The sequence below is a fragment of the Stenotrophomonas capsici genome (assembly GCF_034961085.1).
GTDB classification, from domain to species: domain Bacteria; phylum Pseudomonadota; class Gammaproteobacteria; order Xanthomonadales; family Xanthomonadaceae; genus Stenotrophomonas; species Stenotrophomonas capsici.
Genome location: NZ_JAYFUH010000249.1, coordinates 885,436 through 909,377 on the forward strand (window position 1 = coordinate 885,436; position 23,942 = coordinate 909,377).

22 protein-coding genes are annotated in these 23,942 nt (G+C 67.8%); 15 read left to right on the plus strand and 7 right to left on the minus strand.

The genetic code is table 11. The features are described 5' to 3' along the window. Positions 1-66: 66 nt before the first annotated feature. The gene (locus tag VA603_RS17245) at positions 67-804 is read left to right on the plus strand and encodes an SDR family oxidoreductase (RefSeq protein ID WP_323439557.1); all 738 of its coding nucleotides are present in this window, start codon (positions 67-69) and stop codon (positions 802-804) included. After that, positions 798-2,210 carry an efflux transporter outer membrane subunit gene (locus tag VA603_RS17250; protein WP_323439558.1) on the plus strand — a complete coding sequence of 471 codons (1,413 nt, stop codon included), beginning with the start codon at positions 798-800 and terminating at the stop codon, positions 2,208-2,210. Before VA603_RS17245 ends, VA603_RS17250 begins: the two co-directional genes overlap by 7 nt. Before the next feature lie 122 nt (positions 2,211-2,332). Here the strand turns inward: VA603_RS17250 and VA603_RS17255 are convergent, their stop codons facing one another. Continuing rightward, the gene (locus VA603_RS17255) at positions 2,333-3,829 is read right to left on the minus strand and encodes an aminotransferase class III-fold pyridoxal phosphate-dependent enzyme (RefSeq protein WP_132864221.1); all 1,497 of its coding nucleotides are present in this window, start codon (positions 3,827-3,829) and stop codon (positions 2,333-2,335) included. Between the two features lie 118 nt (positions 3,830-3,947). Between VA603_RS17255 and VA603_RS17260 the strand changes: the two genes are divergently transcribed. The 7 genes from VA603_RS17260 (at position 3,948) to fabV (ending at position 11,630) form a co-directional block, all read left to right on the plus strand. Further along, positions 3,948-4,379 (plus strand): Lrp/AsnC family transcriptional regulator, encoded by a 432-nt coding sequence (locus VA603_RS17260; RefSeq protein ID WP_132864220.1) that lies wholly within the window; start codon positions 3,948-3,950, stop codon positions 4,377-4,379. A gap of 124 nt (positions 4,380-4,503) precedes the next feature. Continuing rightward, positions 4,504-5,577, plus strand: a complete 1,074-nt coding sequence (queA, locus tag VA603_RS17265; RefSeq protein ID WP_323439559.1) for a tRNA preQ1(34) S-adenosylmethionine ribosyltransferase-isomerase QueA — start codon at positions 4,504-4,506, stop codon at positions 5,575-5,577. Between the two features lie 105 nt (positions 5,578-5,682). Then, positions 5,683-6,822, plus strand: a complete 1,140-nt coding sequence (gene tgt / locus VA603_RS17270; RefSeq protein WP_192288400.1) for a tRNA guanosine(34) transglycosylase Tgt — start codon at positions 5,683-5,685, stop codon at positions 6,820-6,822. Between the two features lie 125 nt (positions 6,823-6,947). Then, entirely contained in the window at positions 6,948-7,277 is a 330-nt protein-coding gene (gene yajC / locus VA603_RS17275) for a preprotein translocase subunit YajC (RefSeq protein WP_132864217.1), read from the plus strand. A 59-nt stretch (positions 7,278-7,336) separates the two neighbouring features. After that, positions 7,337-9,178, plus strand: coding sequence for a protein translocase subunit SecD (gene secD / locus VA603_RS17280; RefSeq protein WP_132864216.1), 1,842 nt, complete (start codon positions 7,337-7,339; stop codon positions 9,176-9,178). A 19-nt stretch (positions 9,179-9,197) separates the two neighbouring features. Further along, entirely contained in the window at positions 9,198-10,166 is a 969-nt protein-coding gene (secF, locus tag VA603_RS17285; protein WP_132864215.1) for a protein translocase subunit SecF, read from the plus strand. 204 nt (positions 10,167-10,370) lie between these two features. Next, positions 10,371-11,630, plus strand: a complete 1,260-nt coding sequence (gene fabV / locus VA603_RS17290) for an enoyl-ACP reductase FabV (protein ID WP_323439560.1) — start codon at positions 10,371-10,373, stop codon at positions 11,628-11,630. A gap of 201 nt (positions 11,631-11,831) precedes the next feature. Here the strand turns inward: fabV and VA603_RS17295 are convergent, their stop codons facing one another. From VA603_RS17295 to VA603_RS17305, 3 genes are all read right to left on the minus strand, one after another. Further along, on the minus strand, positions 11,832-13,904 hold the full coding sequence (locus tag VA603_RS17295) for an EAL domain-containing response regulator (protein ID WP_132864213.1): 2,073 nt from the start codon (positions 13,902-13,904) through the stop codon (positions 11,832-11,834). A 105-nt stretch (positions 13,905-14,009) separates the two neighbouring features. After that, complete coding sequence (locus VA603_RS17300) at positions 14,010-15,194, minus strand: BaiN/RdsA family NAD(P)/FAD-dependent oxidoreductase (protein WP_313250940.1); 1,185 nt, start codon at positions 15,192-15,194, stop codon at positions 14,010-14,012. Positions 15,195-15,207: 13 nt separating this feature from the next. Beyond that, positions 15,208-15,756 carry a YaeQ family protein gene (locus VA603_RS17305; protein WP_313250938.1) on the minus strand — a complete coding sequence of 183 codons (549 nt, stop codon included), beginning with the start codon at positions 15,754-15,756 and terminating at the stop codon, positions 15,208-15,210. A gap of 61 nt (positions 15,757-15,817) precedes the next feature. Here VA603_RS17305 and VA603_RS17310 point away from each other — a divergent pair, with 61 nt between their 5' ends. Beyond that, positions 15,818-16,687, plus strand: coding sequence for a pseudouridine synthase (locus tag VA603_RS17310; RefSeq protein WP_323439561.1), 870 nt, complete (start codon positions 15,818-15,820; stop codon positions 16,685-16,687). A gap of 118 nt (positions 16,688-16,805) precedes the next feature. On the opposite strand, the gene VA603_RS17315 is transcribed toward VA603_RS17310, so the two are convergent. Further along, positions 16,806-17,291: a YaiI/YqxD family protein gene (locus VA603_RS17315; RefSeq protein WP_323439562.1), complete on the minus strand. Its 486-nt coding sequence runs from the start codon at positions 17,289-17,291 to the stop codon at positions 16,806-16,808. A 308-nt stretch (positions 17,292-17,599) separates the two neighbouring features. Here VA603_RS17315 and VA603_RS17320 point away from each other — a divergent pair, with 308 nt between their 5' ends. The 5 genes from VA603_RS17320 to VA603_RS17340 all read left to right on the plus strand — a co-directional run bounded on the left by VA603_RS17320 (position 17,600) and on the right by VA603_RS17340 (position 21,270). Then, the gene (locus tag VA603_RS17320) at positions 17,600-17,809 is read left to right on the plus strand and encodes a cold-shock protein (RefSeq protein WP_039005002.1); all 210 of its coding nucleotides are present in this window, start codon (positions 17,600-17,602) and stop codon (positions 17,807-17,809) included. Positions 17,810-17,944: 135 nt separating this feature from the next. Beyond that, on the plus strand, positions 17,945-19,507 hold the full coding sequence (locus tag VA603_RS17325; RefSeq protein ID WP_323439647.1) for a protein adenylyltransferase SelO: 1,563 nt from the start codon (positions 17,945-17,947) through the stop codon (positions 19,505-19,507). Between the two features lie 19 nt (positions 19,508-19,526). Then, complete coding sequence (locus VA603_RS17330) at positions 19,527-20,066, plus strand: adenine phosphoribosyltransferase (RefSeq protein WP_425603729.1); 540 nt, start codon at positions 19,527-19,529, stop codon at positions 20,064-20,066. 21 nt (positions 20,067-20,087) lie between these two features. Further along, entirely contained in the window at positions 20,088-20,870 is a 783-nt protein-coding gene (locus VA603_RS17335; protein WP_132864208.1) for a thioesterase family protein, read from the plus strand. 76 nt (positions 20,871-20,946) lie between these two features. Next, entirely contained in the window at positions 20,947-21,270 is a 324-nt protein-coding gene (locus tag VA603_RS17340) for a hypothetical protein (RefSeq protein ID WP_132864207.1), read from the plus strand. 58 nt (positions 21,271-21,328) lie between these two features. On the opposite strand, the gene dbpA is transcribed toward VA603_RS17340, so the two are convergent. Together dbpA and VA603_RS17350 are read right to left on the minus strand one after the other, a co-directional pair. Then, entirely contained in the window at positions 21,329-22,705 is a 1,377-nt protein-coding gene (dbpA, locus tag VA603_RS17345) for an ATP-dependent RNA helicase DbpA (RefSeq protein ID WP_323439563.1), read from the minus strand. Positions 22,706-22,851: 146 nt separating this feature from the next. Next, on the minus strand, positions 22,852-23,907 hold the full coding sequence (locus VA603_RS17350; RefSeq protein ID WP_323439564.1) for a YeiH family protein: 1,056 nt from the start codon (positions 23,905-23,907) through the stop codon (positions 22,852-22,854). Positions 23,908-23,942 lie beyond the last annotated feature (35 nt).

Below are 23,942 nucleotides of genomic sequence, written 5' to 3' on the forward strand. Positions count from 1 at the left end.
CCGTGACCGCCCCGGTGGCTGTTTCCCTTCCTGTTTCCTTCCCGACTTTCTCCTCCGAGGCTTCCCATGAACCACCACAACCAAAAGATCGCGCTGGTCACCGGCGCCACCCGTGGCATCGGCGTTGAGACCGTGCGCCAGCTGGCGCAGGCGGGCGTGCACACCCTGCTGGCCGGTCGCAAGCGGCAGGCGGCCGTTGACCTGGCCCTGAAGCTGCAGGCCGAGGGCCTGCCGGTGGAAGCGCTGCAGCTGGACGTCGCCGACGCCGACAGCATCGCCATCGCGGTCGAGCACGTCACCGAGCGCCACGGCCGCCTCGACATCCTGGTCAACAATGCCGGCGTGCTGCTTGAGGACCCGGCCGTGGCACCGTCGGCGCAGCCGCTGGATGCCTGGCAGCGCACGTTCGATACCAATGTGTTCGCCCTGGTCGCGGTGACCCAGGCATTCCTGCCGCTGCTGCAGCGTTCGCAGGCCGGTCGCATCGTCAACGTCTCCAGCATCCTGGCCTCGCAGACGCTGCACGCCGACCCGGCGTCGGGGATCTGGGACTTCAAGATTCCCGCCTACAACGCCTCCAAGGCGGCGGTGAACAGCTGGACGCTGAGCCTGGCCTACGAGCTGCGCGACACGCCGATCAAGGTCAACACCGTGCACCCCGGTTACGTGAAGACCGACATGAACGGTGGCGAAGGCGAGATCGAAGTGGGCGAAGGCGCGCGCTCCAGCGTGCAGATGGCGTTGATCGGCAACGACGGCCCCACCGGCAGCTTCACTTACCTGGGCGAGGTGCTGCCATGGTGATGCGTGGCCTGACCGTCGCCGTGGCCAGCGCATTGCTGGCCGGCTGCATGACCGTCGGCCCGGACTACAAGGCACCGCCGGTGCAGCCAGTGCAGTTGCAGGGCACGGCCGACCCGGCTTTCAGCAGCGTGTCGCCGGTGGCCGACTGGTGGTCGCAGTTCAATGACCCGGTGCTGACCCAGCTCATGCACGGCGCGCTGGCCGGCAACCTGGACCTGCGCATCGCGATGGCACGCGTGCGGATGGCGCGCGCGGCGTTCACCGAGCAGCGGTTGGACCAGTTGCCGCACGTCACCGCCGGTGGCAGCCAGGACCGGCGCAAGCAGCCGGATGCGAGCCAGGGCGGCGAGCGGGTGTTCAGTGAAACCTACCAGTTGGGCTTCGACGCGGGCTGGGAGCTGGACCTGTTCGGTCGCCAGCGTCGCGCCGCCGAGGCGGCGCGCGCCGACCTGGGCGCCGAGCGTGACAACCTGCTCGATGCACAGGTCACCGTGGCTGCGGAAGTGGCGCGCAACTACTTCGAACTGCGTGGCACGCAGAAGCGCATCGCCGTGGCACGGCAGACGCTGGTCAACCTGCGCGACACCCAGCAGCTCACCGAAACCCGCTGGAAGCTGGGGGCCGGCAGCGAGCTGGACGTGCAGAGCAGTCGCGCGCGATTGAAGGCGATCGAGGCGGACATCCCGCTGCTCGAAGTGTCCGAAGTGCAGTCGCGGCATCGCCTGGCGGTGTTGCTGGGCCAGCGTCCGGAGGCATTGGACGCATTGCTGCAGCCCCGCGAGGTGCCGGCCTTCGCCCAGGCCCTGCCGCTGGGCGATACCACCGACTTGCTGCGTCGTCGCCCGGACGTGCGCGCGGCCGAGCGCCGTCTTGCCGCGGCGACGGCACGCGTGGGCGTGGCAACGGCCGACCTGTTCCCGCGCATCAGCGTCAGCGGCTTCGTCGGCTTCCTCGGCGGCGATGCCAACGGCCTGGTGAATGGCAACAACAAGGCATGGTCACTGACGCCGTCGATCAGCTGGGCCGCATTCGACTTCGGTACCGTGCGTGCGCGGCTGCGTGCGAGCAAGGCGCAGGCCGATGGTGTCGCAGCCGAGTACGAGAAGACGGTGCTGCTGGCGCTGGAGGACACCGAGAATGCGCTGACCCGCTATGCCAAGGAACAGTCGCGCCTGGCGATCATCGCCGAGCAGGCCGAGGCGGCGCGGCGGGCCGAGGCATTGGCGCAGATCCAGTACCGGGAAGGTTCACAGGACTTCCTGGCGCTGCTGGATGCACAGCGCAACCAGCTCGCGGCCGACGACGCGCTCGCCGCGGCCGAGGCCACGGTCAACGTCAACGTGGTGTCGGTGTACAAGGCGCTGGGCGGTGCCGGGCAGTTCGAGGTACCGCTGGCGAGCCGCTAGGCCATGCACCACGGGCGCCGATGCACGCGATGGAGGCGGACATCGGCGCCGAACCCGGGAGCAGCAAACGAAAGAGGCGGCCAATGGCCGCCTCTTCGTGTTTCAGGCCGGGAAAGCAGGCCTCAGGCGGCGTTGGCCTGCTCGCGGCGCGGGCCTTCGACCAGCGCACGGCCGACCATGTCGACCAGCAGGTCCAGCTCTGCCTCGTCCATGTTGAAGTGCGGGGTGAAGCGCAGCGAGTTCTCGCCACCGTGGATCACGTTGACGCCGTGCATGCGCAGCCACTCTTCGGTGGAGCCGGCGCCGTAGCACTTGAACTGCGGGGCCAGCTCGCAGGAGAACAGCAGGCCGGTGCCCTGTACCTTGGTGATCAGTCCGCCGAGCTTGGCCTTGAGGGCTTCCAGCTTCTGCACGGCCTGTTCGCCGCGCAGGCGGATGTTCTGGCGCACGTCCGGCGACAGGTGGGCCAGGGTGGCACAGGCCACGTCCAGCGCACGCGGGTTGGTGGTCATGGTGTTGCCGTACACGCCCTTGCGGTACAGGCCCGCGGCATGCTCGGTGACGGCCAGCACCGACAGCGGGAACTGCGCGCCGTTCAGGGCCTTGGAATAGGTTTCCATGTCCGGCGGGTCCAGCGTCTCGTAGCCCGGGTAGTCGACGAAGGACAGCGTGCCGTGCACGCGCAGTGCGGCCTGGATGGAGTCGATCAGCAGCAGGCTGCCGTGCTCGCGGGTGAGCTCGCGCGCGACCTTGTAGAAGCTGGCCGGTACCGCGCGGCCCGGGTCGCCTTCGCCCATCACTGGCTCCAGGAACACGGCCTCGATGAACCAGTTGTTGGCTTCGGCATCGGCGAACACCTTGCGCAGCACGGCTTCGTCGTACGGCGGGATGGTGATGACGCTGTTCTCGCCGCGGTAGCTGGCCAGGTGCTGGTCATACGACTTGCGGCTGGAGTCCGAATACAGCGCCGGGCGGTCGGTGCGGCCGTGGAAGCTGCCCTTGATGACCACGCGCTTGATGGTGGCGCCGGCGTGGCGGGCACCCGGGTCGGTCTGCAGCTTGGCGTTGATGTCGGCGATGCGCGCGGCCAGGCCCACGGCCTCGGAGCCGGAGTTCAGGCACATGAAGTGGGTGAACGGGCAACCGCCGCGGGTGTGGCCGATCTCCTTGCGCATGGCGTTGGTGAAGCGGCGCTGGGCCAGGCTCGGGGTCATGATGTTGGCCATGACCTGCGGCTTGGCGGCGGCGTCCATCACGTCGGCCGGGGTGTGGCCGAAGCCGAGCATGCCGTAGCCGCCGGCGTCGTACAGCACCGCGCCCTTGAGCGAGATCACCCACGGGCCGCGCGCGGCCAGCGCGATGTACGGGACCACGGCGTCATCGGCGTAGAAATTGACGAAACCGGCCTGCATCGCGGCGATCTGGTCCTTTTCGTCCAGATCCAGCAGGTCGGCGGCTTCGTCCTTGATGCGGGTGTATTCGGTGGCGGCAGCCGCGATGGCCTGGGCCAGATCGGGATGGGCGGTGGCCAGGCGTTCGACGCTGGCATCGTCCAGACCCTGGGTAAGGCGGGTGCCGGCGTGCGCGCGAAGCGGGGCGAGGGGGCCGAGTACGGTCATGCTCATCTCCAGAAGTAACTTGTATATATCCATTATCTGGAGATTCTGGACATATGGCAGATATGAACTGGACAGATTTTCGGGTAATTTCGTCGAATCGACGAATCTGGTTTGCAATGTGAAGATTTCCGCCGCTGACGAACGCCTGTTGTCCGTGCTGCGCGAGGACGCGCGCGCCTCCACCGCCCAGATCGCCCGCCGGCTCGGGCTTTCGCGGACCACCGTGCAGAGCCGCATCGACCGCCTGGAGCAGCAGGGGGTGATCGCCGGTTACACCGTGCGCACCCACGAGGACTACGAGCAGGGCCAGGTGCGCGCACATGTGCTGATCACCGTGCTGCCGAAGAAGATGCCGGCGGTGGTGAAGGCGCTGCGCGACATCGCCGAAGTGCGCTCGCTGCACTCGGTCAGCGGCAACCACGACCTGATCGCGATGGTGGTGGTGGGCGGCGTCGGCGAAATGGACGTGGTCACCGATGCCATCGGTGCCATCGACGGCGTGGAACGCACGACCAGCGCGATCATCCTGTCGACCAAGTTCGAGCGCTGAGGGGGCGGGCAGCGCCGAGCCCTGCCCGGCAGGGCTCCCGGCCTCCCGGCACTGGCCGGGCCGCCTACCAGCCGAAAACCGCATGGGGGCTACAATAGCCGGCTCCCCGTACGACGTTCCGGCCTTGAAGAAGTCCGATTTTCACTATGACCTGCCCGAGGCGTTGATCGCCCAGGCGCCCCTGGCCGAGCGTTCGGCCAGCCGGCTGATGCTGGTGCCGCCGGCGCCGGCCACCTTCGATGACCGCCATGTGCGCGACCTGCCGACGCTATTGCAGCCCGGTGACCTGCTGGTGTTCAACGATACCCGGGTGATCCCGGCGCGTCTGTTCGGGCAGAAGGCCACTGGTGGCCGGGTCGAGATCCTGATCGAACGGCTGCTTGGCGGCCAGCAGGCCCGTGCCCAGATCGGTGCCAGCAAGTCGCCCAAGCCGGGCAGCCGCATCCAGCTCGACGCCGGCGGCGAGGCCGAGGTGCTGGGCCGCGATGGCGAGTTCTATGTCCTGCGCTTCGACATCCCCGAGCCGCTGGAGTCGTGGCTGGTCCACGAGGGCCGGCTGCCGCTGCCGCCGTACATCCACCGCGAGCCTGGCCTGGATGACCGCGAGCGTTACCAGACCGTGTTCGCGCGCCAGGTCGGTGCGGTGGCCGCTCCCACCGCCGGCCTGCATTTCGACGAAGGCCTGCTGGCGCAGTTGCGCGAACGCGGCGTGCAGTTCGGCCACATCACCCTGCACGTCGGCGCCGGCACCTTCCAGCCGGTGCGCGTGGATGACCTGAGCCAGCACGTGATGCACCGTGAATGGCTCAACGTCGGCGCCGAACTGGTCGAGCAGGTGCGCCGCACCCGCGCGGCCGGGGGGCGCGTGATCGGTGTCGGTACCACCGTGGTGCGGGCGCTGGAGAGCGCCATGCGCGAGGGCGAGCTGCAGCCGTACGCTGGCGAGACCCAGATCTTCATCACCCCCGGCTACCGTATCCGCAGCGTCGATGCGATGGTGACCAACTTCCACCTGCCCGAAAGCACCCTGCTGATGATGATCAGCGCCTTCGCTGGCAAGGCGCGGGTGTTCGAGGCCTATGCCCACGCCATTGCGCAGGAGTACCGCTTCTTCAGCTACGGCGATGCGATGCTGCTGTTCCCGCAGGGCGGGGAGGGCACCGGCGACGCCGGGGATGCCGCCTCCCGTCCCGGCTGACCGCCAGCCCCCGGCGATCCAAGCCCCGCCGAACGCGCGCCGGTAGACTGTCCGTCTCCGGCGCGCCTGATTTCCGCCCCCATTCCCGAGTTCCTGCCTCTCGCCATGTCCCGACTGCACTTCAAGCTCCAGACCACCGATGGCCGCGCCCGCCGCGGCCAGCTGTCCTTCCCGCGCGGCACCGTGCAGACCCCGGCGTTCATGCCGGTGGGCACGTATGGCTCGGTGAAGGGGGTGCTGCCGGAGCAGGTCCGCGCGCTCGGCGCCGAGATCATCCTGGGCAACACCTTCCACCTGTACCTGCGCCCGGGCCTGGACGTCATCGCCGACCACGGCGGCCTGCACGGGTTCTGCCGCTGGGACGGCCCGATCCTGACCGACTCTGGTGGTTTTCAGGTGTTTTCGCTGGCGCATCGCCGCAAGATCACCGAGGAAGGCGTCACCTTTGCCTCACCGACCGACGGCGCCCGGGTCTTCCTGGGGCCGGAAGAGAGCATGAAGATCCAGAAGGTGCTGGATTCGGACATCGTCATGATCTTCGACGAATGCACCCCGTACCCGGCCACCGAGGCGGTGGCGCAGAAGTCGATGGAACTGAGCCTGCGCTGGGCCCAGCGCAGTCGCAACGCGCATGACGCGATGGGCAATGACGCGGCACTGTTCGGCATCGTCCAGGGTGGCGTGCATACCGACCTGCGCAGCCGCTCGGCCGAGGGGCTGCAGAAGATCGGCTTCGACGGCTATGCCATCGGCGGCTTGGCGGTGGGCGAGCCCGAGCACGAGCGCAACGCCATGCTCGACCACATGCACCCGATCCTGCCGGCCGACCATCCGCGCTACCTGATGGGCGTCGGCCGCCCGGAAGACCTGGTCGAGGGTGTGGCGCGCGGCGTGGACATGTTCGACTGCGTCATGCCGACCCGCAACGCCCGCAACGGCCACTATTTCACCTCGTTCGGCACCGTGCGCATCCGCAACGCCAGGTACGAGCGCGACATGGACCCGATCGAGCCGGGCTGCGGCTGCCACGCCTGCACCAGCGGCTACACCCGCGCCTACCTGCGACACCTGGACCGCTGCAACGAGATGCTGGCGCCGATGCTGGGCACCCTGCACAACCTGTTCTATTACGAAAAACTGATGGCCGACATGCGCGCGGCGATCGAGGCGGGAACCTTCCTGGCCTTCCGCGAGTCCTTCTACGCGGCCCGGGGCGTGTCTGCCCCGGCCTTGTCGGGGGAGTAACCCAGCAGCCACGCGGCCCGGGACGAGGTCCCGGGGCCGTGGCATACTTCACGGCTGACCCCGTTTCGCGGTGACCGCCGGCCCAAGGCCGGGCAGGGTGCCGCCCAACACCAAGGACTTACGTAATGAATCTGATGGCCATCCTGCTTCCCGTCGCCCAGGCCGCCCCGGCTGCCCCGGGCATGGGCACCTTCCTGCTGCCGATCGCCCTGATCGCGGTCATGTACTTCCTGATGATCCGCCCGCAGATGAAGCGCCAGAAGGAACACAAGGCGATGCTGGACAAGATCAGCAAGGGCGACGAAGTGCTGACCTCCGGCGGCATCGCCGGCGTGGTCACCGACATCGGCGACAACTTCGTCACCGTCGAAGTGGCCGACAACGTGCGCATCCGCGTGCAGAAGGGCTCCATCGGCAACGTGCTGCCCAAGGGCACGCTGAAGTCGGCTGCCTGAGGCTGAATTCCCTTTCCGTCACGTCGTGACGCCGGGAAGGCGCCACGCAGGAATCCGCAATGCTTGAATTTCCACGTTGGAAGTACTTCCTGATCGTGATCGTTCTGGCGGTCAGCGCGCTGTATGCGCTGCCGAACATGTACCAGAAGGATCCGTCCGTCCAGATCACCGCCAACCGCGGTGGCCAGATCGATGACGCCTTCAAGGAGCGCGTCACCACGGCGTTGGGTGCCGCCGGTGTCACGCCCAAGGGCGTGGCCAAGGAAGGCGACAGCCTGATCGTCCGCCTGCCGTCGCTGGATGCGCAGACGCGCGCCAACGACGTGCTGCGCGAGGCGGCCGGCGAGAACTACACCGTCGCCCTGAACCTGGCTTCGACCGTGCCGGAATGGCTGGCCAAGCTCGGCGGCAAGCCGATGGTGCTGGGCCTGGACCTTGTCGGTGGCGTGCACTTCGCGCTGCAGGTCGACCAGAAGGCCGCCGTGGACAAGCGCTTCGAGGCCTTCACCGAAGACGTGCGGACCACCCTGCGTGACAGCCGCGTCACCTACCGTTCGGTGGAGCGTCGTGGCAACAGCGATATCCAGGTCACCCTGGCCAACGCCGCCGATGCGGACAAGGCCCGCGCCGCGCTGGCCAAGGCGCAGCCGACCTTCACCTACTCGGTGAGCGGCGATCGCATCACCGCCACGGTGCCGCAGACGGAAATGAGCCAGATCGCCACCGGTGCGATCGAGCAGAACCTGACCACGCTGCGCAACCGCGTCAACGAACTGGGCGTGGCCGAGCCGATCATCCAGCGCCAGGGCGACGACCGCATCGTGGTCGAGCTGCCGGGCGTGCAGGACACCGCCGAAGCCAAGCGCATGATCGGTGCCACCGCGACGCTGGAGTACCGCGCCGTGGTCGATGGCAACGCGCAGGACGCCGCCGATACCGGCCGCATCCCGCCGGAAGCCAAGCTGTACCGTGACCGCGCCGGCCGCCCGGTGCTGCTGAACAAGCGCACCATCGTCACCGGCGACCAGATGGTCAAGGCCAACGTCTCCACCGACCAGAATGGCCTGCCGTCGGTGAGCGTGACGCTCAACGCCGTGGGCGGCCAGCGCATGTTCGACTTCACCAGCGCCAACGTCGGCAAGCCGATGGCCGTGGTCTACACCGAGCGCATCCCGCAGGTGACCATGGTCAATGGCAAGGAAGAGCGCAGCTTCCGCGTCAAGGAAGAAGTGATCTCGGTGGCCAACGTCAACGGCGTGTTCGGCAAGGAGTTCCAGACCACCGGCCTGGAGAAGACCGAGGCTGACGGCCTGGCCAAGCTGCTACGTGCCGGTTCGCTGGCCGCGCCGATGGACTTCGTCGAGGAATACGTGATCGGCCCGAGCCTGGGCAAGGAAAACGTGGCTCGCGGCGTCAAGGCCGTGGTGTTCTCGTTCGTGTTCACCCTGGTGTTCTTCACCGTCTACTACCGCATGTTCGGTGCGATCACCTCGGTGGCGCTGCTGTTCAACCTGCTGATCGTGGTGGCGGTGATGTCGCTGTTCGGCGCGACCATGACCCTGCCGGGCTTCGCCGGCCTGGCGTTGTCGGTGGGCCTGTCGGTGGACGCCAACGTGCTGATCAACGAGCGTATCCGCGAGGAGTTGCGGCTGGGCATGCCGGCCAAGAAGGCGATCGCCGAAGGCTACGAGCGTGCATCGGGCACCATCCTGGACGCCAACCTGACCGGCCTGATCGTGGGCGTGGCGCTGTACGCGTTCGGCACGGGCCCGCTGAAGGGCTTCGCGCTGACCATGATCATCGGTATTTTCGCCTCCATGTTCACCGCGATCACCGTGTCGCGTGCGCTGGCTACCTTGATTTACAGCCGCCGCAAGAACCTGAAGTCCGTGGCGATCTGATCGGGAAGAGACTCAATACATGAAACTGTTTCCACTCCATATCGTCCCGAACGACACCAACATCGACTTCATGCGCCACCGCAAGCCCGTGCTTGCGCTGATGGTGGTGCTGCTGTTGCTGTCGGTGGCCGTGATCGGCTTCAAGGGCTTCAACTACGCGCTGGAGTTCACCGGCGGTACCGTGGTGCGCACGCACTTCGAGAAGCCGATCAACGCCGACAACGTGCGTGAAAGCCTGGCCAAGGCCGGCTTCGAGAACGCCCAGGTGCAGAGCGTGGGCGGCGGCAACGACGTCATGATCCGCCTGCAGCCGGACGGTGAGCACAACAACGCTGCCGATGCGGCTGCCCAGGTGGCGGAGAAGGTGCGCGTGGCGGTGACCACCACCGACAACCCCGCCTCGGTGCAGCCGGGCGAGTTCGTCGGCCCGCAGGTGGGCAAGGACCTGGCCCTGAACGGCGTCTACGCGACCCTGTTCATGGTGATCGGCTTCCTGATCTACATCGCCGCGCGCTTCGAATGGAAGTTCGCGATCGTGGCCAGCATCACCGCGTTCTTCGACCTGATCCTGACCATCGCCTACATGTCGCTGCTGGGTCGTGAGTTCGACCTGACCGTGCTGGCGGGCATGTTGTCGGTGATGGGTTTCGCCATCAACGACATCATCGTGGTGTTCGACCGTGTCCGCGAAAACTTCCGCAGCCTGCGCGCAGAGCCGCTGGAAGTGCTGAACAAGTCGATCAACCAGACGCTGTCCCGTACGGTGATCACCGCGGTGATGTTCTTCCTGTCGGCGCTGGCGCTGTACCTGTACGGCGGCGAGTCGATGGAAGGCCTGGCCGAGACGCACATGGCCGGTGCGGTGATCGTGGTGGTGTCCTCGATCATCGTGGCGGTGCCGCTGCTGAGCATCGGCCCGTTCAAGGTCAGCAAGCAGGACCTGATGCCCAAGGCCAAGGACGTGGAGGAGCTGGCCCGTCGCCCGTGACGGTGCCCCTCCCGGCAACCCGGAAAAGCCGCGCACCGCGCGGCTTTTCTTTTGCCCGCGCCGGCAGGTTGCACGGGGATTTCCATGCGGTGGCGTCGGTTGTGTTCGCTGCGGGTGCACACTACGATCCTTCCGGTTCGGCGCCGGGCCGTGGTTTCCCTGTCATGGCGGCGCTGTTTTCCTGCTTATCTAGCTGAGGTTTTCATGGTCATCAAACCGCGTGTGCGCGGCTTCATCTGCGTCACCACCCACCCGACCGGTTGCGACGCGGCGGTCAAGGAACAGATCGACTACATCCAGTCGCTGCCCAAGCTGGCCAATGGCCCGAAGAAGGTGCTGGTGCTGGGTGCCTCGACCGGTTACGGACTGGCGGCGCGCATCAAGGCGGCCTTCGGCAGCGATGCGGCCACGCTGGGCGTGTTCTTCGAGCGCCCGGGCAGCGAGACCAAGCCGGGCACGGCGGGCTGGTACAACTCCGCCGCGTTCGAGAAGTACGCGCACCAGGCCGGCCTGTACGCGCGCAGCGTCAACGGCGACGCGTTCTCCGACGAGGTGAAGCAGAAGGTCATCGAGATCATCAAGGCCGACCTGGGCCAGGTTGACCAGGTCGTCTACAGCCTGGCGGCGCCGCGTCGCAAGCATCCCAGGACCGGTGAGGTGATCAGCTCCACGCTCAAGCCGATCGGCGCGCCGATCACGCTGCGCGGCCTGGATACCGACAAGGAAGTGCTGACCGAAACCACGCTGCAGCCGGCCACCGCCGAGGAGATCGCCGGCACCGTGCAGGTGATGGGGGGCGAGGACTGGCAGATGTGGATCGATGCGCTGCTGGAAGCCGGCGTGCTGGCACCGGGCGCCACCACCACCGCCTTCACCTACGTGGGCGAGGAGATCACCCAGGCCATCTACTGGAACGGTTCCATCGGTGCGGCCAAGAAGGACCTGGATGCCAAGGTCAAGGACATCCGCGGCAAGCTGCAGGGCATCGGCGGCGATGCGCGCGTGTCGGTGCTCAAGGCGGTGGTGACCCAGGCCAGCTCGGCCATCCCGACCATGCCGCTGTACCTGTCGCTGCTGTTCAAGGTGATGAAGGAAGAAGGCACGCACGAGGGCTGCATCGAGCAGCTCGATACGCTGTACGACATCCTTTACAACGGCCCGCAGGGTGGCGCCAACGCGGCTGACCATATCCGCCCGGCACTGGTTGATGGCAAGGGTCGCGACGTCGCGCTGGTCGACGCCGAAGGCCGCTTGCGCGCGGACTACAAGGAAATGGCCCCGGAAGTGCAGGGCAAGGTGCTGCAGCTGTGGCCGCAGGTGACCAACGAGAACCTGTATGAGATCAGCGACCTGGCGGGCTACAAGGCCGACTTCCTGCGCCTGTTCGGCTTCGGCATCGACGGCGTGGATTACGAGGCTGATGTGAACCCGGACGTGGCGATCCCGGGCATCGTAGAGGTCTGAGCCTCGGCGGTTCCGGAAACAGAAGGGCCGCGCGATGCGCGGCCTTTTTTGTTCCTACACGATCGCCAGGGCTCGTGGAGCCCCTCATCCGCCCTTCGGGCACCTTCTCCCGCAGGCGGGAGAAGGGAGCATCAATCGTACGCTGTCGGTGCAAAAGCCCCTCTCCCGTGTACGGGAGAGGGGTTGGGGTGAGGGCAGGCCTCAGTTGAACTCGAAGTCCATCTGCGCCGTCGGCGGCCCGACGAAATCGCCCTGTACGTAGTCCACGCCGGCACTGAACAGCAGGCTCATGGTGGCCGCGTCGGTGACGAACTCGGCGACGGTGAGGATGCCGGCCTCCTGCGCCTTGCCGGTGATCTCGCGGGTCTTGTCCAGCTGTTCCTTGGCCTGCGCCGGATCGGCGGTGAAGCTGCGGTCCAGCTTGAGGAACGCCGGTTGGAAATGGGCCAGCAGCTGGAACGAATCCAGGCCCGAGCCGAACTGCTCCAGCCCGACCTTACAGCCCATCGTGGCCACGCCGGCGAGGAACTGCTGCGCGTTGCGCAGGTGGGTGAACACCTTGGCCTCGGGGATCTGCAGCCACAGCTGGTCGCCGTCCACGCCTTCGTTGGCCAGCCCGTCGCGGATGACGTCCAGCAACTGCGGGTCGGTGAACGACTCGGGGGTGATGCGCACCATCAGGCGGGTGGTATGGCCGGCGCGGCGGCGTTCCCCCAGCGCGCGGATGGCGTTGGCCACCACCCAGCGGTTGAGCGGCGCCAGCAGGCCGTGGTCCTCGGCGATGGGCAGGAAGGTGCCGGGGCTGACCAGCTCGCCGTTGTTCTCCAGCAGCAGCGAGGTGTCGTACAGCTGCATCGGCTCGCCCATCAGGTTCAGCACCGGGCGGAAACGCAGATGGAACCCGTCGCCGGCGATGGCCTCGCCGATGCGCTGCACCCAGCGCTGGATGCGTTCTTCCTCGACGCGATCGGTCGCGCCCGGGTCGAACACCTTGACCGTGTTGCCGCCCAGCTCGATGGCCGCGCGGTTGCAGTCGTTGGCATGGCTGAGCACCTGGCCGACGCTGGCGATCTTCTCGCCGACCTGCACGCCGCCGATGCTGACAGTGACCGTGGCCGAACGCTGGCCGATGCTGAACACATGGGAGGCGAAGGCCTGGCGCACGCGTTCGGCCACCTGCGTGGTGTGCGCGTACTGGCCCTGGCAGAGCAGGGCGAAGCTGTGCTCGCCGAAGCGCGCCAGCTGCGCCTCCTCGTTGATGGCGCCGGCCAGGTGCTGGCCGAGCGCGGCGATCAGCGCATCGGCCGAATCCAGGCCGATGTCCGCCAGCAGGCGGTTGTAGTGGTCCGGTTCGACCAGCAGGAAGCCGTACTGGCCGTCGCTGCGGCTGACCTGGGCCACCGCGTTCTCCAGGTGGACCATGAAGGTGGGGCGGTTGAGCAGGCCGGTGACCTGGTCGCGCTGGCGCAGCTCCTCCACCTCGCGCGCCAGTTCGGGGTCGAACTCCTCGCGGCGGCGGAACACCACCTGGAAGCAGGACTCGCCTTCGTAGGTGGCGGCGGTGAACTCCATCGTCGCCGGGAAGGTGTCGCCGTCCTGGTTGCGCGCATGCACTTCGTACTGCGGCGGCGGCGCCTCGCCCTTGCTCAGCGACTTGAGCAGGTTCTTGAAGTCCTCCACGTACTGCGGGGCGACCATGTCCAGCAGCGAGATGCCTTCCACGTCATCGAACGACTCGTACCCGAACATGTCCAGGTACGCCTCGTTGGCGCGGATGTGCATCCCTTCGTGGATGTAGGCGATGGGGTCGCGCGAGGAGGAGATCAGCGCATCGCAGCGGCGCTCGGTCTCGCGCATCTGTACTTCGATGCGGCGCAGGCCGCGGCGTGCCTGCAGGTCGGTCCATTCGGTGCGCACCACCGACAGCAGGTGGTCCGGCTCGGTGCGCAGGGCGATGGCGCGGATGCCGTTGGCCGAGGCGTCGAGCAGCAACTGCGCGTCGACCTGGTCGGCCAGCAGGATCATCGGGATGTCCTTGCCACTGGCGGCGACCTGCTGGGTCAGCAGCGACTGCGGGATCGTGTACGCGTTGGCGGCCAGCACCAGGTCGAGCGGTTGCCCGCCCACGGCCTGGACCAGCTCGTCCGGGCTCTGCGGCCGGAAGGGACGCACGGCGATGCCGCTGTTGCGCAACGTACTGACGATGGCTTCGGCATTCTCGGCGCTGTCATCGACGATCAGCAGGCGCAAGGTGATGTCTTTGGCGTTCTGCATTCAAGACTCCTTCGGACGCCGTTTAATACACGATGGGCAGGTACGGCGTCTATGCGTGGAACGTTTGACAGTGCCGGGATGGGGCACAAATGGCCCCTGTGCGGCTCATGCCACCTGGCCCGCCGCGTGGCCGGAAGCCCAGGCCCACTGGAAGTTGTAGCCGCCCAGCCAGCCGGTCACGTCCAGCACCTCGCCGATGAAATGCAGGCCCGGCACGTGCTGCGATTCCATCGTCGAGGACGATACCTTGCGCGTGTCCACGCCGCCGAGGGTGACTTCGGCGGTGCGGTAGCCCTCGGTGCCGCTGGCGACCAGCGGGAAGTCGGAAAGCAGGCTGGCGGCGGCCTGCAGCTCGCGCTCGTCCAGTTGCCGCACCGGCTTGTCCTTGAGCCACTGCTCGCACAGGCGCAGCGCCAGCCGGCGCGGGATGACCTCCGACAGCACGGTGCGCAGCTCGGAGGCGCCGCGCTCGCGCTTCATCGCGCGCAGCCACTCGGCGGCATCGCGGTCGGGCAACAGGTCCAGGCGCAGGTCGTCGCCAGGTTGCCAGTACGAGGAGATCTGCAGGATCGCCGGGCCGCTGATGCCGCGGTGGGTCAGCAGCATGAAGTTGCGGAAGTGCTGGCCGTTGCAGCGCGCTTCCACCGGCAGGGCGACGCCGCTGAGGTCGGCGAAGCGTTCCTGGTGCTTGCCACTGAGCGTGAGCGGTACCAGCCCTGCGCGGGTCGGTAGCACTTCGTGGCCGAAGCGGCGCGCCACTTCATAGCCGAAGCCGCTGGCGCCCATGCTCGGGATGGACAGCCCGCCGGTGGCGATCACCAGCGAGGCGCAGTGGAACAGCCCCTGCGCGGTGCGCACGCGGAAGCCGTCGGCGCCGCGTTCGATGTCCTCCACGCCGCAGTCGGTGCGCACCTGCACGCCGGCGGCACTGCATTCGTCCAGCAGCATTCTTACGATCTGCTTGGAGGAGATGTCGCAGAACAGCTGGCCCAGTTCCTTCTCGTGGTAGGCGATGCCGTGCCGCTCGACCATGTCGATGAAGTCGGCCGGCGTGTAGCGCGCCAGCGCCGACTTGCAGAAGTGCGGGTTGGCCGAGAGGAAGTTGGCCGGCGTGGTGCCGGTGTTGGTGAAGTTGCAGCGCCCGCCACCGGACATCAGGATCTTCTTGCCCGGCTTGTTGGCATGGTCGATCACCTGCACGATGCGACCGCGCTGGCCGGCGGTGAGCGCACACATCAGGCCGGCGGCACCGGCGCCGACCACCAGCACGTCGCAACGGATCGTGTTCACTGCCACCGTCTGCTCAGCCTGCCGGGCGCTTGCGCCATTGCGGGATCACGTCCAGTTGCATCTGGTCGTTGATCAGCTGCACCTCGCCGTCCTGGATCAGCACGCTCCAGCGCATGGCGCGCTGGATCTGGCTGCCCCAGCGTTCGACGAAATCGCCGGGCAGGTCGAGCACGGACAGGTTGTCGAAGCGGGCCAGTGGCTTGCCCTGCTTCTGCCACCAGATATCCGAGGCATTGCCGCCGTAGTTGATGATCTGCACGCGGCCGCTGCGGTTGCAGGCCTTGCGGATGCGCGATTCGTCCGGCTGGCCCAGGTCGATCCACTGCACGATGTCGCCGGTGTAATCGTGTTCCCACAGGTCCGGCTCGTCATCGGTGCTCAGCCCGCGGCCGAACTCCAGCCGGTCGTCGGCATTCAGGGCGAAGGCGAGCAGGCGGACCATCAGCCGCTCGTCGGTTTCGGAAGGGTGCTGGGCCAGGGTCAGGTTGTGGGTCGCGTAGTAGCCGCGGTCCATGTCGCTGATCTGCAGCTCGGCCTTGCGGATGGTGGCAGTAAGGGCCATGGGATTACCGGGGGCAAAGACCGACAATGATACGGCTTTGCCCCTGCCGGGACCCGAACGCGTGAGCACCGACGATCTGCCCAGTCATCTGCAATTGGCCCCCGGTCCGTGGGCGAGCCTGCTGGAGGGGTTGTGTGCGCGCTTTCCGGCGATCACGCGCGCGCAGTGGCTGGATCGGTTCGCGCGGGGGCGGGTCCAGGCCCTGGATGGCAGCGCGCTGGACCCGGGGCAGCCTTGGCAGGCCGGGCGTGAGATCCGCTACTTCCGAGAGGTGGCGCAGGAGCCGGTGGTGCCGTTCGAGGCGGACATCCTGTACCAGGACGCGCATCTGCTGGTGGCTGACAAGCCGCATTTCCTGCCGGTGATGCCGGCGGGGCGGCATGTCCGGCAGACGCTGCTGGCGCGCCTGGTGGCCTGCACCGGCAACCCGGCACTGGTGCCGCTGCATCGGATTGACCGGGGCACGGCCGGGTTGGTGCTGTTTTCCTGCAACCCGGAGAGCCGGGCGTCGTACCAGCGCCTGTTCGCCGAGCGGAAGATCGAAAAGCACTACGAGGCGCTGGCGCCGGCCTTGCCGGACTGCGTGTTCCCCGTGCAGCGGCATAGCCGGCTGGAGCGTGGCGAGCCGTTCCATGTCATGCGCGAGGGCATTGGCGCGCCCAATGCGCTGAGCCGGATCGATGTGATCGAGCGGTGCGGGGAGGTCTGGCGTTACGCCCTGGAGCCGGTGAGCGGGCGCAAGCACCAGTTGCGCGTGCACATGGCCGCGCTGGGCGCGCCGATCCTGGGGGACGATTGCTATCCGCGCTTGCTGCAGCGCGCGCCGGAGGATTTCAGTACCCCGCTGCAGTTGCTGGCCCGACGCTTGGCCTTCATCGATCCGTTGAATGGCGAGCCGCGCCAGTTCACCAGCCCGCGTCGGCTGGGGTGATGTCCCGGCCAAGCGTTAGCCCGATGCATTGCCGTGGTGCAGGGAGTGCGGCCCGGCTGCCGGTGACGGCCGCGCGGCTGCAAGGTGGTGGACGCCCCAGGCCGGCAGCCCCGGGTGCCTAGGCGACTGGCCGTGGGCGCTGGGCGAGCCAGCGGTCCAGCTGCGCGGCGAAGGCCTGGCGGTCGCGTGGGTGCAGGGCGGCCGGGCCACCGGTATGGATGCCGGCGCCGCGCAACTCCTCCATGAAGTTCCGTACCGACAGTCGCTCGGCGATGCTGTTGGCGGTGTAGACATCTCCCCGCGGGTTCAGCGCCGCGGCTTGCCTGTCCAGCACGCGGGCGGCCAGCGGGATGTCCTGGGTCACGACCAGGTCGCCGGCGGCGACCCGCTCGACGATGGCGTCATCGGCCACGTCCGGGCCACCGGGCACCTGCAGCGCGCGGATGAACCGGGAGGCCGGGGTCCGGATCCATTGGTTGGCCACCAGCACCGTTTCGATGCCGGTGCGCTCGGCGGCGCGGAACAGGATGTCCTTGATGACGACCGGGCAGGCGTCGGCGTCAACCCAGATGCGGGGGGCGGGCGGGGAATCGGGGGCAGTCATGGGGCGCAGTGTAGCGGTGCCCCTGTGGGACGCCGACCGGCGCTGCCCAGCCAAGTCCATGAATCCGGACGACATTGGTGCGGTGCTGAACCGCTCAGCTTTGATGAATACGGTATTTATCGCTTTTTAACCAAAAGCCGCGTATCGTTCGCCCCACTGTGCTTGCAAGGGTCACCGTGAATCGTGGCCTGATGCAGTTGATCTCACCGATCCGCTCATCGTTCCGCTTTACCAACGCCTGCAACTCAGTCTCGGCCCCGAATATCCGGTGGCTGCGATTTTTCTCATCAATGTTTCAGGAGTTTGTAATGTCTGATCGTCAGACCGGCACTGTGAAGTGGTTCAACGATGCCAAGGGCTTTGGCTTCATCACCCCGGAAAGCGGCCCGGACCTGTTCGTGCACTTCCGCGCCATCCAGGGCACCGGCTTCAAGTCGCTGCAGGAAGGCCAGAAGGTGACCTTCGTCGCCGTGCAGGGCCAGAAGGGCATGCAGGCTGACCAGGTGCAGGCGGTCTAATCGACCCCTGCCACCGAAAGGTAGCTTGGAACGCCGGAAGCGAAAGCTTCCGGCGTTTTCTTTTATGCCGCCCCGTGGCCGACCGTGCGCGCCATAACCGGTAGGATCCGGGTGTACGGCAGTGACGAGCAGGCGATGCGCAACAACGAGCCCCATTTCGACAACCGATTCGTGCAGGCGCTGCCCGGCGATCCCGAGCGTGGCCCCGGCCGCCGCGAAGTGCGCGGTGCGCTCTGGTCGGCAGTCAGTCCCACGCCGGTGGCCGCTCCCCGCCTGCTGGCGTACTCGCCCGAGGTGGTGGCACTGCTGGGTTTCAACGAATCCGTCGTGCAGGGCGAAGGCTTCGCGCAGGTGTTCGGCGGCAACGCGCTGTATGCCGGGATGCAACCGTGGGCGGCCAATTATGGCGGGCACCAGTTCGGCCAATGGGCCGGGCAGCTCGGCGATGGCCGCGCGATCTCGTTGGGCGAACTGCTGGCCGGCGGCCAGCGCTGGGAGCTGCAGCTGAAAGGGGCGGGGCCGACCCCGTATTCGCGCGGCGCCGACGGCCGGGCGGTGCTGCGCTCCTCGGTACGCGAATTCCTGTGCTCGGAGGCGATGCATCACCTGGGGGTGCCGACCACCCGCGCCCTGAGCCTGGTGGCTACCGGTGAAACGGTGGTGCGCGACATGTTCTACGACGGCAACCCGCAGGGCGAACCCGGCGCGGTGGTGTGCCGGGTGGCGCCGTCGTTCCTCCGTTTCGGCAGCTTCGAACTGCCCGCCTCGCGCGGGGACATCGCGCTGCTGACCCAACTGGTGGCGTTCTGCATCGACCGCGACTACCCCGAACTGGCCGACGCCGGCGCGCAGCGCCATGCACGCTGGTTCGAGCAGGTCTGCACGCGCACCGCGGTGATGGTGGCGCACTGGATGCGGGTGGGCTTCGTGCATGGCGTGATGAACACCGACAACATGTCCATCCTCGGGCTGACCATCGATTACGGCCCGTATGGCTGGGTGGAGGACTACGACCCGGAATGGACGCCCAACACCACCGACGCGCAGGGCCGTCGCTATCGCTTCGGCACGCAGATGCAGGTGGCGTACTGGAACCTGGTGCGGCTGGCGCAGGCCGTGTCGCCGCTGTTCGAGGATGCCGCGCCGCTGCAGGCCGGGCTGGATGCGTTCCGGACGCGGTTCGAGCAGGAGCAGCGCCATCATCTGGTGGCCAAGCTGGGCCTGGGCCGTTTCGTCGAGGGGGACGACACCTTGATGGCGCAGTTCCTGCAGTTGCTGCACGAGGGCGAAATGGACATGACGCTGGCGTTCCGTGCCTTGGCCGAGGTGGACCCCGCGGCGCCGGATGTGGCGGTGCTGGAGGCGGCGTTCTACGCGCCGGACAAGCGCGGGCAGGTGCTGCCGAAGCTGCAGGACTGGCTGCGGCGGCACGGCCAGCGGGTGCTGGCCGACGCGCAGGCGCCGGAGGTGCGCCGCGCCACGATGAACGCCGCCAACCCGAAGTACGTGTTGCGCAACTGGTTGGCGCAGGAGGCCATCGACCGTGCCGAACAAGGCGATTCGGCCGGTATCACGGACTTGCTGGACGTCCTGCGGCATCCTTATGACGACCAGCCGGGCCGCGAGGCGTTCGCCCGGCGCCGCCCGGAATGGGCGCGCGAACGGGCCGGCTGCTCGATGCTGTCGTGCAGCTCCTGACTCCTGTTTTCCTGATTCGATGATTGAAATGACTCCTGTTTATCCCGAGTGGTCGCGCACGATCCGCGACGTGGCCGACTTCCCCAAGCCCGGCATCCTGTTCAAGGACATCACCCCGCTGCTGGCGGACGCCAAGGCGTTCGATGCGGCCGTCAAGGCCATGGCCGCGCCCTGGCGCGCGGCCGGCGTGCAGGCGGTACTGGGTGTGGAGGCACGTGGCTTCATCCTCGGCGCAGCGTTGGCGCTGGAGCTGGGGGCCGGCTTCGTGCCGGTGCGCAAGCCCGGCAAGTTGCCCGGTGCCACCCTGCAGCAGGAGTACACGCTGGAGTACCGCAGCGACCGCATCGAGGTGTGCGCCGATGCCATCGCGCCGGGTACCCGGGTGGTGCTGGTCGACGACGTGCTGGCCACCGGCGGCACGCTGGCCGCAGCCCTGCTGCTGGCCGGGCAACTGGAGGCGCAGGTGCTCGGTGCGGCGGTGCTGGTCGAGCTCGACGGGCTCGGCGGCCGTGCGCGCCTGCCTGCAGGTGTGCCCTTGCAGGCCACGCTGGTCTATTGACTTTCCATTGCAGGACGCCCCATGCCGAACCTGAGTGAACTGCTGTCCTCCTTCGACGCGCGCAAGGGCGTGCTGCTGCCCGACAGCTGGCGCCAGGGGCGCACCGCGTACGGTGGCATCGTCACCGCGCTGGGCATCAGCGCCGCGCTCCAGTCGCATGCGACGCCGCTGCCGCCGCTGCGCGCGATGCAGGTCAACTTCATTGGCCCGGCCGTGGGCCAGTTGACCTTCGCGCCGCAGGTGCTGCGCGAAGGCAAGTCGGTGGTGAGTCTTGGGGTGGACGTCTTCGCCGAGGGCGCGCTGGCGGCGCGCCTGATGGGGGTGTTCGGACGCGCCCGCGAGAGCGGCATCGTCCATGATTTCGGCGACTTCCCGGACGTGCCCGGCGTGGACGATTGCCGCGAGTTGAACGCGGCGGCCGCCCCGTTCGTGCCGGCGTTCCTGCAGAACTTCCAGCTCAAGCCGGCCGGTGGTGCGATGCCGGTGTCCGCGGCGGCGTTCCCGGAGCAGTTGGCCTGGGTACGTCACCGCGACGCGCAGGGGGTGGATCCGGCCATTGCATTGGCGGCGATGGGGGATGCCATGCCACCGGCGGCCTTCACCGCATACCGCGCGCCTGCGCCGGTCAGCTCGATCAACTGGAGCTTCGAACTGCTGGACCCGGCGCCGGCCGGGGAGTGGTTCCTGCTGCGCTCCTTCAGCCAGCACGCACGCGACGGCTACTCCTCGCAGGACATGCAGGTCTGGAACGCGCAGCGGCAGCTGGTGATGCGCGGCCGCCAAAGCGTGGCGATCTTCAGCTGACAGCCCGAGCGGGCCGAGGCCATACCTGCCGGGCGTGGCGATGCCATGATGGCCGCAGGTTCATTCGGGGCAGGGCATGCGCATTCTGGGTTGGCTGGTACTGCTGTTGGCGATGCTGGGCTGGAGCGCCTGGTTCGTGGTCTGCAATGTCTACGAGTTCGCGCCACGGCTGGATCCGTGGGCGTTTGCCTATGGCTGGCTGCTGGCCGTGCTCGGCGCTGCCCGCATGAGGCGCGATGGTTGGGGTCTTGGCCTGCTTGCGGCGAGCATCGGCTTGTACCTGCTGTTGATCCATCGCGGTGTCGGTAGTGGAGTGGCGCTGGCGGTGCTGGTGATCGCCAGCCTGGCCGTCCTGGCATCCGCGCAGCGCCCGGGCAGGCGAAGCACGCCCGGGACTTGATCGCGACATTGCACCTGCGTTGGGCAGCGCCTTGCGGGTGCGCTGGAGTCCCCGGGGGTTACATCTTTCGGACGCGGAAACGCTTGCCCTTGATCTTGCCGGCTTCCAGGCGGGCGACGGCCTTGCCGGCCTGTTCGTGGCTGATGGCCACGTAGGAGCGGGTCGGGAAGATGTCGATCTTGCCGATCGCCTTGGCCGACAGCCCCGCATCGCCGGTCAGTGCGCCGAGGATGTCGCCGGCGCGCAGCTTGTCGGTCTTGCCGCCGTCGATGCGCAGGGTGCTCATCGCCGCCTGCGGCAGCTGCGCCGGACGCGCGGTGGCCAGCGGCGTCCTCTGCCAGTTGAGCGGGTTGCCCTGCTGGGCCTCCAGCGCATCGGCGCGGTTGCGTTCGCGGCCGGCCACCAGGCTCATCGCCAGGCCGCTGCGGCCGGCACGGCCGGTACGGCCGACCCGGTGCTGGAAGGTGTCGATGTCGGTGGGCAGCTCGTAGTTCACGACGGCGGCCAGGTCTTCCACGTCCAAGCCACGCGCGGCCACGTCGCTGGCGACCAGAACGTTGCAGCTGCGGTTGGCGAACTGCAGCAGTACCTCGTCGCGGTCACGCTGCTCCATGTCGCCATGCAGGGCCAGCGCGGAGAAACCGAACTGGCGCAGCGAGTTGGCAACCTCGTCCACATCCTTGCGGGTGTTGCAGAACACCACCGCCGATTCCGGCGTGTACTTCAGCAACAGGCCGCCCAGGGCCTTCTGGCGGTGGGCCGGTTCCACTTCGAAGAACAACTGCTGGATCGCCGGGGCCTCGGCCTGCCCGTCGATGGTGACTTCGGCCGGGTCGTTGAGCAGGGCGCGCGCGAGCTCGCGGATCGCCTCGGGGAAGGTGGCCGAGAACAACAGGCTCTGGCGCTCTTTGTGGGTGCGCCCGGCGATCTCGCGGATGGGTTCCTCGAAACCCATGTCGAGCATGCGGTCGGCTTCATCGAGGACGAAGCTGCGTACCTGGCCAAGGTTGAGCGCGCGCTTGCGTGCCAGTTCCTGGATGCGGCCGGGGGTGCCGACCACGACGTGCGGGTCCTGCGCTTCCAGCGAGGCCAGCTGCGGGCCCAGCGGCATGCCGCCGGTGAGGATCAGCAGCTTGAGGTTGGGGATGCCGGTGGCCAGCTTGCGCAGTTGCTTGCCGACCTGGTCGGCAAGTTCGCGGGTGGGGCACAGCACCAGCGCCTGGGTGCGGCCGGTGGCCGGGTCCAGGCGGTTGAGCAGGCCCAGGCCAAAGGCGGCGGTCTTGCCGCTGCCGGTGGGGGCCTGGACGATCACGTCGCGGCCTTCCAGGATCGGCGGCAGGCTCGACGCCTGCACCGGCGTCATCGTGGTGTAGCCCAGGGCGTCGATGCCGGGCGCGAGCGCCGGCGACAGGGGCAGGGTAGAGAAATCAGTCATGCGGCATTTTCGCAGAAAAGCGAGGGCGTTACGCTGACCGAGGCAAAGCCCCCGAAGGTAGGGCAGCTTCCAGCCGCAGGCGCAAAGCGCCCCCATCCGCCCTTCGGGCACCTTCCCCCGCAGACGGGGAAGGGAGCATCACCGCTTCAGAGCATCGCCCTGACGCCGAGATTGATCAGCATGCCGCCTGCCAGCAGCCAGCCAAACAGCAGTACCGCCAACAGCATGGGCTTGGTGCCGGCCTGGCGCAGGGCCGAGACGTGGGTGGTCAGGCCGAGTGCGGCCATCGCCATCGCCAGCAGGGCGGTATCCAGATCCACCAGGGCGCTGACCACGCCAGCCGGGAGCAGGTGCAGCGAGTTGAACGCCACCATGGCGATGAAGCCGAACGCGAACCACGGCACGGTGATCTTCGCGCGCTGGCCGTCGCCGGCCGCTTGCCCGCGGGCCAGCAGCGCCGACAGGCCGACCAGGAACGGCGCCAGCATCATCACCCGCACCATCTTGGTGATGACCGCGGCGTCGGCGGCCGGCTCGCTGATCGCCCGACCGGCGGCGACCACCTGGGCCACCTCATGCACGGTGGAACCGGTGAACACGCCGAAGGCGGTTTCATCCAGCGGCATCCAGCCGGCATTGATGCCCCACTGGTACAGCAGCGGGTACAGGAACATCGCCAGTGTGCCGAAGATCACCACCGTGGCCACGGCCACGGCGACCTGCTCGGCGCGGCCCTTCACCACCGGTTCGGCCGCCATCACCGCCGCCGCGCCGCAGATCGCGCTGCCGGCACCGATCAACAGGGCCGAATTGCGGTCCAGCCCCAGCACCCGGGTGCCCAGCCACCAGGCCAGGGCGAAGGTCGAGCACAGCACCAGGGCGTCGATGACCACGCCGGCGGTGCCGACCTGGCCGATGTCCTGCAGGGTCAGGCGCATGCCATAGAGGATGATGCCGGCGCGCAACAGGGTGGCCTTGGAGAAGCCAACGCCTGCGGCCGCCTGGGGTGCCAGCGCCGGGTAAGCGGTGTTGCCGATGACGATGCCGATCACGATGGCCAACGTCAGGGCGCTGATGCCATGGGCCTGCAGCCAAGGCAGGGTACCCAGCCAGATCGACAGGCCGGCGATCAGGGCGGTCAGCAGCAGGCCGGGGAGGCGGTTCGGGGTGGGCTGGGCCAGCCCTTGCGTAGCGGTGTTCATAACGACGGGTTATCAGGAGATGGCCCATGCTGCTC

Coding starts and splice junctions, on each gene's coding strand:
- tgt (WP_192288400.1), top strand. CDS start 5,683: ATGTCCCGACTGCACTTCAAGCTCCAGACCACCGATGGCCGCGCCCGC.
- VA603_RS17305 (WP_313250938.1), bottom strand. CDS start 15,756: ATGGCCCTTACTGCCACCATCCGCAAGGCCGAGCTGCAGATCAGCGAC.
- secD (WP_132864216.1), top strand. CDS start 7,337: ATGCTTGAATTTCCACGTTGGAAGTACTTCCTGATCGTGATCGTTCTG.
- fabV (WP_323439560.1), top strand. CDS start 10,371: ATGGTCATCAAACCGCGTGTGCGCGGCTTCATCTGCGTCACCACCCAC.
- VA603_RS17245 (WP_323439557.1), top strand. CDS start 67: ATGAACCACCACAACCAAAAGATCGCGCTGGTCACCGGCGCCACCCGT.
- VA603_RS17250 (WP_323439558.1), top strand. CDS start 798: ATGGTGATGCGTGGCCTGACCGTCGCCGTGGCCAGCGCATTGCTGGCC.
- secF (WP_132864215.1), top strand. CDS start 9,198: ATGAAACTGTTTCCACTCCATATCGTCCCGAACGACACCAACATCGAC.
- VA603_RS17255 (WP_132864221.1), bottom strand. CDS start 3,829: ATGACCGTACTCGGCCCCCTCGCCCCGCTTCGCGCGCACGCCGGCACC.
- VA603_RS17330 (WP_425603729.1), top strand. CDS start 19,527: ATGATTGAAATGACTCCTGTTTATCCCGAGTGGTCGCGCACGATCCGC.
- dbpA (WP_323439563.1), bottom strand. CDS start 22,705: ATGACTGATTTCTCTACCCTGCCCCTGTCGCCGGCGCTCGCGCCCGGC.
- VA603_RS17335 (WP_132864208.1), top strand. CDS start 20,088: ATGCCGAACCTGAGTGAACTGCTGTCCTCCTTCGACGCGCGCAAGGGC.
- VA603_RS17295 (WP_132864213.1), bottom strand. CDS start 13,904: ATGCAGAACGCCAAAGACATCACCTTGCGCCTGCTGATCGTCGATGAC.
- VA603_RS17350 (WP_323439564.1), bottom strand. CDS start 23,907: ATGAACACCGCTACGCAAGGGCTGGCCCAGCCCACCCCGAACCGCCTC.
- VA603_RS17315 (WP_323439562.1), bottom strand. CDS start 17,291: ATGACTGCCCCCGATTCCCCGCCCGCCCCCCGCATCTGGGTTGACGCC.
- VA603_RS17320 (WP_039005002.1), top strand. CDS start 17,600: ATGTCTGATCGTCAGACCGGCACTGTGAAGTGGTTCAACGATGCCAAG.
- yajC (WP_132864217.1), top strand. CDS start 6,948: ATGAATCTGATGGCCATCCTGCTTCCCGTCGCCCAGGCCGCCCCGGCT.
- VA603_RS17325 (WP_323439647.1), top strand. CDS start 17,945: ATGCGCAACAACGAGCCCCATTTCGACAACCGATTCGTGCAGGCGCTG.
- VA603_RS17340 (WP_132864207.1), top strand. CDS start 20,947: ATGCGCATTCTGGGTTGGCTGGTACTGCTGTTGGCGATGCTGGGCTGG.